Genomic DNA, 13,945 nt, shown 5'->3' with positions numbered 1-13,945 from the left:
TTACGTAGGGGGATCGTACATGAAAAATAGTAAAGTAATTAAACTACAGGATCGTGTACCAAAGTTAAAAAATCAACAGAAAAAAAAGAAGAAAAATGTTAATCATCGGTTGATTTTATACATATCAATTTTATTTCTATTAGTTCTCTTTTTAATTTATTTTCGGTCTCCACTTAGCAATATAAAAAAGATAAGCGTGTTTGGAAATCATTATATGACAGATGAACAAGTGATGAAGGAATCAGGTGTGACATATGATACAAGTTATTTCCGAGTGACAGCACATAAAGCAGAAGAAAACTTAACGAAACGAAAAGAAATTAAAGCAGTAAATGTAAAGAAACGTTTTCCAAATAAAATTGACGTTCATATTGAAGAATATTTAACGATTGGTTATATAAACAAAGATGGGAAATTACAACCGTTATTAGAGAACGGGAAAACACTTGATGTACTCCCGAACGGAAAACTTCCTGTTGCAGCGCCAATTTTTGAACCTTTTAAAGAGGAAAAAATGAAGGAGTTAATTGCTGAGCTTGAAAAATTAACCCCAACTATTTTAAGGTCTATTTCTGAAATTCGTTATTCACCGACGAATGCGAATGAAGACCACCTTACTTTATATATGAATGAAGGGTATGAAGTGAGCACTACGATTCAAAATTTCGCAAAACGTATGGAAGCTTATCCACTTATCTTAAAAACAATTGAGCCAGGTAAAAAGGTATTAATTGATTTAGAAGTAGGGGCGTATACGAAAGAATTAGGAGCAGAAGAAAAAAAAGAATAGAATGATAGTTTTCACTACGTTATTGTAGAAAAAAACGAAACGAATGTTCTGCTTGGTGCATAGGAGTTTACAAGAATGGTTCATTTGATGAAAAAGATGTAAAAATTCTTAGATTCATACTAGGATTGGTACAAGTTTCACTTTTCTATGAGTACATCTTAGTGTAGACTTATACTTGGCGGTAATCTTTACACTTGAAATGGAATTATTTCAAGATAAGCAGTTATTCACAGTTTACTGCGATATTCTTAAATGAATGTTAAATAAAAATAAGAAAAATATAGGGTTAAAAAAGGGAAACGTATAAAGACGTTGAATATTTTTCTTATAAATAGTAAAGTTGCGATTGTTGTTCCATATATTGAGTTGTATGGTATAAATAAAGAAGGAGGTGCCAAAGAATGAACAGCAATGAAATATATGTTAGTCTTGACATCGGTACATCCAATGTTAAAGTCATCATTGGTGAAATGGTTAATGACAGCTTAAACATTATTGGTGTTGGAAATGTAAAATCAAATGGTTTAAAGAAGGGATCGATAGTTGATATAGACGAGACTGTTCGATCAATTAAAAAAGCAATTGAACAAGCTGAGCGCATGGTGGGAATCCACATTGAGCAAGTTGTAGTAGGTGTCAATGCAAACCAGGTACAACTACTTCCTTGTCACGGAGTAGTCGCTGTTTCAAATGAAGATCGTGAAATCGGGAATGAAGATGTCTTACGCGTTCTAGATGCAGCACAAGTTGTGTCAATTGCTCCAGAACGTGAGTTTATTGATGTGGTACCTCGACAGTTCATTGTAGACGGTCTTGACGAGATTAACGATCCACGCGGGATGATCGGTGTAAGATTAGAAATGGAAGGTACACTTATTACAGGCTCGAGAACTTTACTACATAACCTACTTCGTTGTGTAGAAAAAGCAGGTCTTGAAATTGTTGATATTTGTCTTCAACCTTTAGCGGCTGCAACAGTTGCTATATCTTCGGATGAAAAAAATAGAGGAGTAGCCCTTGTTGATATGGGCGGAGGATCTACAACTTTATCTATTTTTAAAGATGGAGAGTTACAAGCGACGAGCGTATTACCATTAGGTGGAGACCATATAACGAAGGATATTGCAATTGGGTTGAAAACTTCAACAGAAAATGCAGATCAAATTAAGTTGAAATATGGACATGCTTTTTATGATACAGCATCTGAAGAAGAGATGTTTACGGTTCCTATTATGGGAAGCGATCAAACAGAACAATATTCTCAGTTGGAATTATCGGATATAATAGAGGCTCGTGTAGAGGAAATTTTAATGTTTGTTCAAGATGAAGTGCGTAAGTTAGGAGTAAAGCAAGTAGCTTCTGGTTATGTACTAACTGGTGGAATTGCTTCTATGCCAGGTGTCCTTGATCTTGCATATGATATTTTACATGAAAATGTTCGTATAGCAACTCCTGATTATATTGGTGTGCGTGAGCCACAATATACAAGTGGAGTAGGATTAATTAAACATTCTTATCAAAAAGCTAAATTACGTGGGAAAAATGTACAGGAAAAGCAAGGGCATTTTGAACCAGTACCAGCACAAGCTCCAGCGCCGGTACAACAGCAACCTGCGAAACAAAAAACTCGTAATCAAAACAATAATAATCAAAATGATGACCGTATGATGTCAAAAGTAAAACGTGTATTCCGTTATTTATGGGATTAAAATTGGACACGAAAAATGAGGTTCTAGGGGGATTTCGACATGTTAGAGTTTGATACTACTCAAGATCAATTAGCGAATATAAAAGTTATCGGTGTCGGCGGTGGCGGAAACAATGCTGTAAACCGTATGATTGAACACGGTGTACAAGGTGTAGACTTTATCGCTGTGAATACTGATGCACAAGCATTAAATCTATCAAAAGCTGAAACAAAAATGCAAATTGGTGGAAAATTAACACGTGGACTTGGTGCAGGTGCAAACCCTGAAGTAGGGAAAAAAGCTGCAGAAGAAAGTAAAGAACAGATCCAAGAAGCACTTCGTGGTGCTGATATGGTATTCGTAACTGCTGGTATGGGCGGCGGAACTGGAACTGGTGCAGCGCCAGTTGTTGCTCAAGTGGCAAAAGAATTAGGTGCATTAACAGTTGGTGTTGTAACACGTCCATTTACATTTGAAGGACGTAAGCGTGCAACACAAGCGGCATCTGGTATTGCAGCATTTAAAGAAAATGTAGATACACTTATTGTAATTCCAAACGATCGCTTATTAGAGATTGTTGATAAAAACACGCCAATGTTAGAGGCATTCCGTGAAGCGGATAACGTATTACGTCAAGGTGTTCAAGGTATTTCTGATTTAATTGCAACACCAGGTTTAATTAACTTAGACTTCGCAGACGTAAAAACAATTATGTCTAATAGAGGTTCTGCTTTAATGGGTATTGGTTCTGGTAATGGAGAAAATCGTGCTGCTGAAGCTGCGAAAAAAGCGATTTCTAGTCCATTATTAGAAACATCTATTGATGGAGCTCAAGGTGTTATCATGAATATTACTGGTGGAGCTAACTTAAGCTTATATGAAGTACAAGAAGCGGCAGATATTGTAGCTTCAGCTTCAGATCCAGAAGTAAATATGATCTTCGGTTCGGTTATTAATGAAGGATTAAAAGATGATATCGTTGTAACTGTAATTGCAACTGGTTTTGATGATACAATTGCAACTCAACCACCAAAACCAATTATCCGTCCGAATGTGAATCACACGCAACAACAGCAACAGCCAGTAGCTCAACCACCAAAACAACGTGAAGTAAAACGTGAAATGAAGCGTGAAGAGCCAGTTGTACATGAGCGTCATTCAGATTCAGATGATATCGATATTCCAGCATTTTTACGTAATCGTCGTAGACGATAAAAGAAAAGGAGCATTTATGCTCCTTTTTTGTTTTATACGGGGAAAAGATCTGCCTAAGCAGGTCTTTTTTTATTTTATATATTTTAATCTATTTCGCTATTTGCCGGATAACATGATTGGTGCGTGGTGATTAAAGTTTCACTTTATATGTAAGTAAAAAGTATATAGCATTCTATGAAACATATACTTTTATTTTTTACCGACAGATTATGTCTAGAAAGCACAAAATAACAAAAAAACACCTCCGCAAATTGACACACTTTCCTATTGGATATGCATTATACTAGTCTCAACTTAAAAAAAGAGGTGAATTGTTTGGTTGTTTACGCCGACGTTGTTTGGTTGTTAAACGCCTGCATTGATTTTCTTTTACTTTTATTAACGGCTACCGTGTTAAAAAAGAAGATCAAAAGATGGAGGCTTGTGTTAGGGGCATTGATAGGTTCAACCATTGTTATTTTTGCCTTTACTCCTTTTGCTTCTATGATGACACATCCGATTATGAAACTACTGTACTCGTTACTTATTGTGTATACAGCATTTGGGTTTACAACATTTAGAAATTATGCACAAACTGTTTTTACTTTTTACTTTGTAACCTTTATGGTTGGCGGAGGATTAATGGGCACTCATTTCTTTTTGCAAACGAATGAAATGGTAAATGGGTTGGTTCAATCTCAATCAATTTCTTATGGTGACCCAATTAGTTGGTTGTTCGTTATTTTTGGTTTTCCAGTCATTTATTATTTTTCTAAAAAGCGTATTGAAAGCGTAGAGGTTACAAAAATACACTATGATCAAATTGTGAAATTGAAAATTCAATTAGCTGAAGAGGAACTAGAACTCGCAGGTTTAATTGATAGTGGGAATCAACTTTACGACCCGTTAACGAAAACACCTGTTATGATTATGCATATTTCATCGTTAGAACATTGTTTACCAGCTTGGTTAACAGAACAAATTTATTCCAAAACACAGATTCCTCAAATACCAGAAAATGATTCTGGGTGGGCGACAAAATTACGCTTAATTCCTTTCCGAGCAGTAGGAGTAGAGAATCAATTTTTATGGGCAATTAAGCCAGAAAGTGTACAAATTTATCATGAAGGTAGTTCTATTGTCGTCAATAAAGTATTGATTGGATTAAATACACAACAGTTGTCAACCAATGGAGAGTATCAATGTATTGTGCATCCGAAAATGTTAATTTCGCAAAAAATGGTAATTGCTTAATAATGGGAGGCGGGATAATATGATGAAATTAAAATTTTATTTAGTATACCTTTGGTATAAAGTATTGTTGAAATTAGGAATTAAGACCGATGAAATTTATTACATTGGTGGAAGTGAAGCGTTACCACCACCGTTAACGAAAGAAGAAGAGGAAGTTCTTTTGAATAAATTGCCAAAAGGAGATCAGGCAGCAAGGTCGTTACTGATTGAACGCAATTTACGGCTAGTTGTATATATAGCAAGAAAGTTTGAAAATACAGGGATAAATATTGAAGATTTAATTAGCATTGGAACAATTGGGCTTATTAAAGCGGTAAATACATTTAATCCAGAAAAGAAAATAAAATTAGCAACATATGCATCACGTTGTATAGAAAATGAAATTTTAATGCATTTGCGCCGGAATAATAAAAATCGTTCAGAAGTTTCTTTTGATGAACCGCTTAACATCGATTGGGACGGGAATGAACTTTTATTATCAGATGTATTAGGGACAGACGATGATATTATTACAAAAGATTTAGAAGCTACGGTTGATCGTCATCTTCTAATGAAAGCATTACATCAATTAAATGATCGTGAAAAACAAATTATGGAACTTCGGTTTGGGCTTGCTGGAGGAGAGGAAAAGACGCAAAAAGATGTAGCGGATATGCTTGGGATTTCACAGTCATACATTTCGCGTTTAGAAAAAAGAATCATAAAAAGATTACGAAAAGAATTTAATAAAATGGTGTAAAGAATAAGACCAGCCGTTATGTAGGCTGGTCTTATTCTCTTTCGTTGTATGAGGGAGGACAACGAAAATGAAAAATGAAGAGAAAACCGCATGCATAAAATCTCCTTCAAAGGAAATACTTTACACTGTACAGCAACTCCCGATAGGAGGGAACACTTTGACGAGAAACAAAGTAGAAATTTGCGGTGTTGATACAGCTAAACTTCCCGTACTAAAAAATGATGAAATGCGTAAATTATTTCGTGAAATGCAAAGTGGAGAGATAAGCGCAAGAGAGAAATTAGTGAATGGAAACTTACGTCTTGTACTGAGCGTCATCCAAAGATTTAATAACAGAGGAGAATATGTTGACGATTTATTTCAAGTTGGTTGCATCGGACTTATGAAATCCATTGATAATTTTGATTTAGGCCAAAATGTAAAATTTTCAACGTATGCTGTGCCGATGATTATTGGGGAAATACGCAGATATTTGCGTGATAACAATCCGATTCGCGTATCTCGTTCATTACGAGATATTGCGTATAAAGCGTTACAAGTAAGAGAAAAGTTGATTGCAGAAAATTCAAAAGAACCAACAGCAATGGATATTGCAAAAGTGCTTGAAGTGACTCATGAAGAAATCGTTTTTGCTTTAGATGCAATTCAAGATCCAGTTTCATTATTTGAGCCGATTTATAACGATGGGGGAGATCCTATCTTTGTTATGGATCAGTTAAGTGATGAAAAACAAAAGGACGAGCAGTGGGTTGAAGAGCTAGCACTAAAAGAAGGAATGAAGCGTTTAAATGATCGTGAGAAAATGATTATTCGCAAACGTTTCTTCCAAGGGAAAACACAAATGGAAGTTGCAGAAGAAATTGGGATTTCTCAAGCACAAGTGTCACGTTTAGAGAAATCAGCTATTAAACAAATGAATAAGACAATTCAAGGATAAGGTTTCACCATTTATGGTGAAACCTTTTTATATGTCATATAGTTTGTTTGCGCTCATAGTAGGGTAGCTGTGTTCATATAATGAAAATAATATGAAGTTGGTAAGAGGTTGCTTCCTGTTCATTTGAGAAACAATGTTTTTTCGATTCGTCATATATAAGGGAGAGGATGAAAGTGATACAAATTTCGGAATTGCAGATGAAAGATATAATAAATGTTTCAGACGGAAAAAGGCTGGGTAATATTGGTGATATTGAAATTGATATGAACACAGGGAAGATCGATTCTATTATTATTTCTAAACAGGCACGTATGTTTGGGATTTTTGGGAAAGACGTAGAAATTGTAATTCCTTGGAAAGAAATTGTGAAAATTGGGGAAGATGTCATACTTGTTAGAGTAAATCCTGTTAATTCTGTAACAGAATCAATACAAACACCGACAATTTCATAAAGAATATTACAAATTCCTCTTTTTTTTCTGTTAGGATTATGAAAAAATAAAAGTATGGTAAAATAGACAGGAAGTACCATGCTTTTTTATGTTATTTTAATTAAAAGGAGCCGCTGTTATGAGAGAACCATTTAAATATGTGGACGGTATACTGTATTTAGAAGCGTGGAAAGAACTTGGAAACATTACTGCTGGATTTACGACAAAAGATGGTGGGGTAAGTACGGGCTCCTTTCATGCAATGAATTTAGGATTACATGTGAATGATATTGCCGAGAACGTTCATGAAAATAGACGCATTTTAGCAAATAAGTTACAAAAACCATTAGAAAACTGGATTTGCTCTGAACAAGTTCATGATCATCATGTTGAAAAAGTAGGACAACAGGAAAAAGGAAGTGGCGTTTATTCATATGAAGACGGCATTTCAAAAACAGATGGCATTTATACGACTAATAATGATGTTCTTTTAACATCTTGTTATGCTGATTGTGTTCCACTCTATTTTTATGCACCATCACATGGTATGATAGGACTTGCGCATGCTGGATGGAAAGGGACTGTAAAAGAGATTGCAAAAGAAATGATTCAAAAATGGAATGCAGAAGGGATTTCGAGTGATGAAATTCATGTTGCGATTGGACCAGCAATTGGATCTTGTTGTTATGTTGTTGATGATCGAGTGTTAACAGCAGCAGAGCAAGTAGTAAACGGTTCTGTTCCTTATAAAAAAGTTTCTGACGGACAGTACGCAATTGATTTAAAAGAAATTAATCGTATATTATGTGTACAAGCAGGCATAAAAGAAGAGAATATTGTAATGTCATCTCTTTGTACAAGCTGTGAAGAACAACTGTTTTTCTCTCACCGTCGTGATCAAGGTAAGACAGGGAGAATGTTGAGTTTCATAGGTTTTAAGGAGGATGAAAGCAAGTGACAGTACAAACAAATTTAACAACTGTAAACGAAGCAATTAAACAATCTTGCGCGCGAGCGGGACGTTCTTTGCAAGATATTAAACTCGTTGCAGTTACAAAAACGGTAGGAATTGAAAAAACAAACGAAGTAATTGAAGCAGGAATTATCGATTTAGGTGAAAATAGAAATGAAGGTTTCTTACAGAAGTATGAACATTTCGGTTCAAAAGTGAATTGGCATTTTATTGGATCATTACAAACGAGAAAAGTAAAAGAAATCATTAATGAAATCGATTATTTACATTCATTAGATCGTCTTTCACTTGCAAAAGAAATTCAAAAACGTGCGGATAAGAAAGTGAAATGTTTTATTCAAGTGAAAACATCATCTGAAGAATCAAAGCAAGGATTGGCAATAGAAGAAACCGTTTCTTTTATTCAAAGTTTGCAAGAATTGGATAAGATTGAAGTGGTTGGACTAATGACAATGGCTCCGTTTACAGAAGAAGAGGAAGAAATTAGACGCTGTTTTAAGACATTACGTATGCTACAAACAGAGGTGCAGGAGTTAGAATTATTACATGCGCCATGTAAAGAATTATCAATGGGAATGTCTAATGATTACACGATTGCAATTGAAGAAGGTGCTACATACATTCGTTTGGGGACGATTTTAGTAGGAAAAGCGTAAAAGGAAGGAGAATCTTATTATGAGTTGGTCAAAAGTAAAATACTTCTTTTTTGATACACCTGAAGAAAAAGAAGCAGCTCAATATAGTTATGAAAAGGAGCAAACGGACATGAAGAAGCAGCAAGATCCGCCAGAACAACAAGATGTTACGTTTCCAAAAGCGCAAACGAAACAAAATGTTGTGAGCATTGAAACAGCGAAGCAATCCTCAAAAGTTGTTTTACTAGAACCACGCACATATTCGGAAGCGCAAGGAATTGCGGACCATTTAAAAGGTAGACGAGCTGTTGTAATTAATTTACAACGAATGTCTACGGATCAAGCTGTACGTATCGTTGACTTTTTAAGTGGTACTGTATACGCTATAGGCGGGGACATTCAAAAAATAGGACCGAAAACATTTATGTGTACGCCTGAAAATGTAGATATTGTTGGTGCAATTTCAGAGTTATTCGGTGAAGAAGAAGACACAAATATAAAGAGGTGGTAATACGCCATGGAAACCGTTTTAAGACTTTTAGTTTATGCTATCGAGATTTACTCGTGGGCACTTATTATTTACATTCTCCTATCATGGTTCCCAGGTGCAAAGGAATCAACTTTCGGAGAGTTTCTTGCGCGTATTTGTGAACCATATTTAGAACCATTTCGCAGATTTATTCCGCCGCTTGGTATGATTGATATTTCGCCACTCGTTGCGATCTTTGCTTTAAGACTTGCGACAAATGGTTTAATAAGTTTATTCGGCTATTTCTTATAGTAAGAGGTTATATGTATGAGCATCTACGAGCATTTTAGACCTGATGAAGTGGTCTTTGTGGATAAAGTGTTAGAGTGGAAGCGAGCAGCGGAGTACCATCAAGTGAAATTAACAGATTTCCTTGATCCAAGGCAACAACAAATTGTTACTATGGTAATAGGCCAAGGGGATGTTGCTGTACAATTTGATGGTGCAACGTCTCAAGCAGAGCGCAAAAGAGCACTCATTTATCCGGACTATCTAGTAATAAATGAAGAGGAATTTCAAGTAGAAGTATTGGAAATTGACTATCCTTCCAAGTTTTATACGCTAGAGCATAGGCAAATATTAGGTACATTTATGTCTCTCGGTTTAACGAGAGAAAAATGTGGTGATATTTTGCTTCAAGAAGATCGTGCCCAAATTGTAGTCGCGAAAGAAGTTGTATCTTATATTGAGATGAACTTACAATCTATAGGAAAAGTGAAAGTCTCCTTATCACCAGTGCAAGGGGAAAAAATTCTACAGATACAAGAAACGTGGGGGGAGAAATCCGGAACGGTTTCTTCACTTCGTTTAGATGTTATGTTAGCTGAAATGTTACATATATCTAGGCAAAAAGTACAACCTTTCATAAAAAATGGTTTAGTAAAAGTGAATTGGAAAACAGTGGAGCAAACCTCTTATGAATGTTATCCAGGAGATGTTTTTTCAGTGAGAGGATATGGACGCAGTAAATTGTTTTCTGTAGAAGGTAGAACAAAGCGCGACAAATGGAGAATTTTGTATGGTATACTAAAATGATTGGTTTTTTAGAAGGAAATCCTCCTATTTTGTCGAAGAAAAGATATAATTGAAAGAGGAAATTTAGATAACTACTTGGAGGTGGCGTTGTGCCGTTAACACCATTAGATATTCATAACAAAGAATTTGGTCGCGGATTCCGTGGCTATGATGAGGATCAAGTAAATGAGTTTCTTGATCAAATTATCAAAGATTATGAATTAGTCATTCGTGAGAAAAAAGCTTTAGAAGAACAAGTTGCGCAATTAGAAGGGAAGTTAGATCATTTCTCTAATATTGAAGATACGTTAAACAAATCTATCGTTGTTGCACAAGAAGCAGCGGAAGAAGTAAAACGTAATGCCCAAAAAGAAGCGAAATTAATTGTACGTGAAGCTGAAAAGAATGCAGACCGTATTATTAACGAAGCTTTAGTAAAATCAAGAAAAGTTGCTTTTGATATTGAAGAGCTAAAGAAACAAGCGAAAGTATTCCGCACTCGTTTCCGTATGTTATTAGAAACACAGCTTGAAATGTTAAACAACGATGATTGGGATAAACTAATTGAGTTAGAAGACGAAGTAGACGAGCTGTTGAAAAAAGAAGAAACAGTGTAAGCTTGACGTTTTTCTCATTATTACATATAATTTTAAACAACATATTTATTAAGAAAAACGAAGATAGGGATAAGTACCTTTTTCATACCTTATATAGCGAACTGAGGATGGTGTAAGCTCAGGATAAGGAGATAATGGGAATATCACCCTGGAGTTCCGCGCTGAACAAATAGAGTAAGCGTAGGCGTATATTCGCGTTAAGAATATAAAGAGGATTGTATACATACGTATAGAATCTACTAGGGTGGTACCGCGGGAGACTTTCTCGTCCCTTTTTGGGATGAGAAAGTCTCTTTTTTATTCCGTTTTTTAGGTCTTTCTTTTATACATGTAAGGAGGAATTGAGCATGGAGTACAAAAATACATTACTAATGCCAAAAACAGAGTTCCCGATGCGTGGGAATTTACCAAAACGTGAGCCTGCAATGCAAGAAAAGTGGGCGGAAATGAATATTTATGAAAAGGTACAAGAACATACGAAAGGTCGTCCTTTATTTGTACTGCATGATGGACCTCCATATGCGAATGGTGACATTCATATGGGACATGCATTAAATAAAGTATTAAAAGACTTTATCGTTCGTTATAAATCAATGACTGGTTTCTGTGCACCATATGTCCCAGGTTGGGATACACACGGTTTACCAATTGAACAAGCTTTAACAAATAAAGGTGTGAAGCGTAAAGAAATGACAGTTGCTGAGTTCCGTAAGTTATGTGCAGAGTATGCATATGAACAAGTAGAACGTCAGCGTGAGCAATTTAAGCGTTTAGGTGTACGTGCTGATTGGGATAACCCATACATTACTTTAGAGCCAGCATATGAAGCACAACAAATTAAAGTGTTTGGTGATATGGCGAAAAAAGGTTATATCTATAAAGGACAAAAACCAGTTTATTGGTCACCAACGAGTGAATCAGCTTTAGCAGAAGCTGAAATTGAATACCAAGATAAGAAATCAGCATCTATTTACGTAGCATTTCCTGTAAAAGATGGAAAGAACGTATTAGAAGGTGATGAGAAATACATTATCTGGACAACAACGCCTTGGACGTTGCCTGCAAACTTAGGTATTTCTGTTCACCCAGAACTTGAATACGCTATTGTAAAAGTAAATGGTGAAAAATATATTATTGCTTCTGAACTATTTGAGACAGTTGCAAAAACGTTAGAGTGGGAAAACGCTGAAGTTGTGAAAACAGTAAAAGGTAGCGAGCTTGAGTATACAGTTGCAAAGCATCCATTCTACGATCGTGATTCATTAGTTATGCTAGGAGATCACGTAACAACAGATGCAGGTACAGGTTGTGTTCATACAGCACCAGGACACGGGGAAGATGACTTTATTGTTGGTAAAAAGTATGGCTTAGAAGTACTTTGCCCAGTTGATGATAAAGGTGTATTAACAGAGGAAGCACCTGGATTTGAAGGCTTATTCTATGATAAAGCTAACAAGCCAATTACAGAAAAATTAGAAGAAGTAGGCGCATTACTGAAGCTAACATTCATTACGCATTCATATCCACATGATTGGAGAACGAAAAAACCTATTATTTTCCGTGCGACAGCACAGTGGTTTGCATCTATTGAAGCATTCCGTAAAGAGTTATTAGAAGCTGTTGCGGAAACAAAATGGGTACCAGCATGGGGCGAAACTCGTCTTCATAACATGGTTCGTGACCGTGGTGACTGGTGTATTTCTCGTCAACGTGCATGGGGTGTGCCAATTCCTGTATTCTATGCTGAGAATGGTGATCCAATCATTACGGATGAAACAATTAACCATGTAGCTGATTTATTCCGTGAACACGGTTCTAACGTATGGTTTGAGCGTGAAGCGAAAGATCTATTACCAGAAGGATTTACACATCCAGGTAGCCCAAATGGTGAATTCCGTAAAGAAACAGACATCATGGATGTATGGTTCGACTCGGGTTCTTCTCACCAAGCGGTATTAGAAGAGCGCAATGACTTACAACGTCCAGCAGATTTATATTTAGAAGGATCTGACCAATATCGTGGTTGGTTTAACTCTTCATTATCGACAGCAGTTGCTGTAACAGGAAAAGCGCCATATAAAGGCGTACTAAGCCACGGTTTCGTATTAGATGGTGAAGGACGTAAAATGAGTAAGTCGATTGGAAACATCGTCGTACCGAAGAAAATTATGGATCAATTAGGGGGAGATATTTTACGATTATGGGTATCTTCTGTTGACTATCAATCTGATGTACGTATTTCGGATGATATTTTAAAACAAGTAGCAGAAGTGTATCGTAAAATCCGTAACACATTCCGTTTCTTATTAGGAAACTTAGACGACTTTAAGCCAAGTGAAAATACAGTAGCTGTAGCTGAACTTCGTGAAGTAGATCGTTACATGTTAGTGAAATTAAATGACTTAATTACAAAAGTAAAAGAAGCATATGAGACATACGACTTCGCTGCTGTATATCATGCAATTCATAACTTCTGTACAATTGATTTAAGTTCATTCTACTTAGACTTTGCAAAAGACATTTTATACATTGAAGGTGCGAACCATGAAGATCGTCGTGCAATTCAAACTGTATTATATGATGTTCTTGTTGCATTGACGAAACTTGTAACACCAATCTTACCGCATACAGCTGATGAAGTATGGCCATACATTCCAGGTGTAACAGAAGAAAGTGTACAATTAACTGATATGCCAGAAGCTGTACAATTAGATGGTGCAGAAGCATTAAAAACAAAATGGGATGCATTTATGACATTGCGTGATGACGTATTAAAAGCGTTAGAAGTAGCTCGTAATGAAAAGGTAATCGGTAAGTCATTAAATGCAAGCATTACGCTATATCCAACTGCAGAAATGAAAGCTATGTTAGAGTCTATTAACGAAGACTTAAAGCAATTATTCATCGTTTCTGAGTACAAACTTGGTGGCATGATGGAAGAAGCGCCAGCAGATGCACCGAAGTATGAACATACAGCGGTTGTTGTTGTTCAAGCAACTGGTGAAACATGTGAACGTTGTTGGGTAGTTTCAGAAACAATTGGTAAAGATGCTGAACATGAAACATTATGTGAGCGTTGTGCAACGGTTGTTAAAGAAAATTATGTAAAATAATAAGGGGTGACTGCACGTAAAGTGCAGTCAT

At 36.0% G+C, this 13,945-nt stretch carries 14 protein-coding genes and 1 other annotated feature; all 14 genes read left to right on the top strand.

Annotated elements, in window-relative coordinates:
- The first annotated feature begins 19 nt into the window (after positions 1 to 19).
- Positions 20 to 790 carry a cell division protein DivIB gene (gene divIB / locus BAQ46_RS07150; protein ID WP_000798222.1) on the top strand — a complete coding sequence of 257 codons (771 nt, stop codon included), beginning with the start codon at positions 20 to 22 and terminating at the stop codon, positions 788 to 790.
- A 401-nt stretch (positions 791 to 1,191) separates the two neighbouring features.
- Positions 1,192 to 2,499, top strand: a complete 1,308-nt coding sequence (gene ftsA / locus BAQ46_RS07145) for a cell division protein FtsA (RefSeq protein ID WP_071741808.1) — start codon at positions 1,192 to 1,194, stop codon at positions 2,497 to 2,499.
- Positions 2,500 to 2,538: 39 nt separating this feature from the next.
- Positions 2,539 to 3,693 carry a cell division protein FtsZ gene (gene ftsZ / locus BAQ46_RS07140; RefSeq protein ID WP_000888991.1) on the top strand — a complete coding sequence of 385 codons (1,155 nt, stop codon included), beginning with the start codon at positions 2,539 to 2,541 and terminating at the stop codon, positions 3,691 to 3,693.
- 315 nt (positions 3,694 to 4,008) lie between these two features.
- Positions 4,009 to 4,926, top strand: a complete 918-nt coding sequence (spoIIGA, locus tag BAQ46_RS07135; protein WP_000261994.1) for a sigma-E processing peptidase SpoIIGA — start codon at positions 4,009 to 4,011, stop codon at positions 4,924 to 4,926.
- A 19-nt stretch (positions 4,927 to 4,945) separates the two neighbouring features.
- Complete coding sequence (gene sigE, locus BAQ46_RS07130; RefSeq protein ID WP_000976948.1) at positions 4,946 to 5,665, top strand: RNA polymerase sporulation sigma factor SigE; 720 nt, start codon at positions 4,946 to 4,948, stop codon at positions 5,663 to 5,665.
- Between the two features lie 157 nt (positions 5,666 to 5,822).
- Positions 5,823 to 6,602 (top strand): RNA polymerase sporulation sigma factor SigG, encoded by a 780-nt coding sequence (gene sigG, locus BAQ46_RS07125; protein ID WP_000197753.1) that lies wholly within the window; start codon positions 5,823 to 5,825, stop codon positions 6,600 to 6,602.
- 167 nt (positions 6,603 to 6,769) lie between these two features.
- Entirely contained in the window at positions 6,770 to 7,054 is a 285-nt protein-coding gene (locus tag BAQ46_RS07120; protein WP_001998116.1) for a YlmC/YmxH family sporulation protein, read from the top strand.
- A 118-nt stretch (positions 7,055 to 7,172) separates the two neighbouring features.
- Positions 7,173 to 7,991, top strand: a complete 819-nt coding sequence (gene pgeF, locus BAQ46_RS07115) for a peptidoglycan editing factor PgeF (RefSeq protein WP_001209002.1) — start codon at positions 7,173 to 7,175, stop codon at positions 7,989 to 7,991.
- Positions 7,988 to 8,662 (top strand): YggS family pyridoxal phosphate-dependent enzyme, encoded by a 675-nt coding sequence (locus tag BAQ46_RS07110; RefSeq protein WP_000218169.1) that lies wholly within the window; start codon positions 7,988 to 7,990, stop codon positions 8,660 to 8,662. Before pgeF ends, BAQ46_RS07110 begins: the two co-directional genes overlap by 4 nt.
- A gap of 19 nt (positions 8,663 to 8,681) precedes the next feature.
- Entirely contained in the window at positions 8,682 to 9,152 is a 471-nt protein-coding gene (locus BAQ46_RS07105) for a cell division protein SepF (protein WP_000119138.1), read from the top strand.
- Between the two features lie 6 nt (positions 9,153 to 9,158).
- Positions 9,159 to 9,422, top strand: coding sequence for a YggT family protein (locus tag BAQ46_RS07100; RefSeq protein WP_000450920.1), 264 nt, complete (start codon positions 9,159 to 9,161; stop codon positions 9,420 to 9,422).
- Between the two features lie 15 nt (positions 9,423 to 9,437).
- Complete coding sequence (locus BAQ46_RS07095; RefSeq protein WP_000029725.1) at positions 9,438 to 10,205, top strand: YlmH family RNA-binding protein; 768 nt, start codon at positions 9,438 to 9,440, stop codon at positions 10,203 to 10,205.
- 89 nt (positions 10,206 to 10,294) lie between these two features.
- Positions 10,295 to 10,801 carry a septum site-determining protein DivIVA gene (gene divIVA / locus BAQ46_RS07090; protein ID WP_001131612.1) on the top strand — a complete coding sequence of 169 codons (507 nt, stop codon included), beginning with the start codon at positions 10,295 to 10,297 and terminating at the stop codon, positions 10,799 to 10,801.
- A gap of 51 nt (positions 10,802 to 10,852) precedes the next feature.
- Positions 10,853 to 11,077: a binding site (T-box leader), on the top strand.
- Between the two features lie 71 nt (positions 11,078 to 11,148).
- A complete protein-coding gene (gene ileS2 / locus BAQ46_RS07085) occupies positions 11,149 to 13,914 on the top strand; it encodes an isoleucine--tRNA ligase (protein ID WP_000455935.1) in 2,766 nt (921 codons plus the stop codon).
- Positions 13,915 to 13,945 lie beyond the last annotated feature (31 nt).

Source organism: Bacillus paranthracis, from assembly GCF_001883995.1.
GTDB classification, from domain to species: domain Bacteria; phylum Bacillota; class Bacilli; order Bacillales; family Bacillaceae_G; genus Bacillus_A; species Bacillus_A paranthracis.
Note: the sequence above shows the minus strand (reverse complement) of the source record. Positions and strands in the feature narration are given on the sequence as shown.

Excerpts from the sequence above, each read along its gene's own strand:
- ileS2 (WP_000455935.1), top strand. The coding sequence starts at position 11,149 with ATGGAGTACAAAAATACATTACTAATGCCAAAAACAGAGTTCCCGATG.
- BAQ46_RS07095 (WP_000029725.1), top strand. The coding sequence starts at position 9,438 with ATGAGCATCTACGAGCATTTTAGACCTGATGAAGTGGTCTTTGTGGAT.
- sigE (WP_000976948.1), top strand. The coding sequence starts at position 4,946 with ATGATGAAATTAAAATTTTATTTAGTATACCTTTGGTATAAAGTATTG.
- ftsZ (WP_000888991.1), top strand. The coding sequence starts at position 2,539 with ATGTTAGAGTTTGATACTACTCAAGATCAATTAGCGAATATAAAAGTT.
- BAQ46_RS07105 (WP_000119138.1), top strand. The coding sequence starts at position 8,682 with ATGAGTTGGTCAAAAGTAAAATACTTCTTTTTTGATACACCTGAAGAA.
- BAQ46_RS07120 (WP_001998116.1), top strand. The coding sequence starts at position 6,770 with ATGAAAGTGATACAAATTTCGGAATTGCAGATGAAAGATATAATAAAT.
- BAQ46_RS07100 (WP_000450920.1), top strand. The coding sequence starts at position 9,159 with ATGGAAACCGTTTTAAGACTTTTAGTTTATGCTATCGAGATTTACTCG.
- divIB (WP_000798222.1), top strand. The coding sequence starts at position 20 with ATGAAAAATAGTAAAGTAATTAAACTACAGGATCGTGTACCAAAGTTA.
- ftsA (WP_071741808.1), top strand. The coding sequence starts at position 1,192 with ATGAACAGCAATGAAATATATGTTAGTCTTGACATCGGTACATCCAAT.
- pgeF (WP_001209002.1), top strand. The coding sequence starts at position 7,173 with ATGAGAGAACCATTTAAATATGTGGACGGTATACTGTATTTAGAAGCG.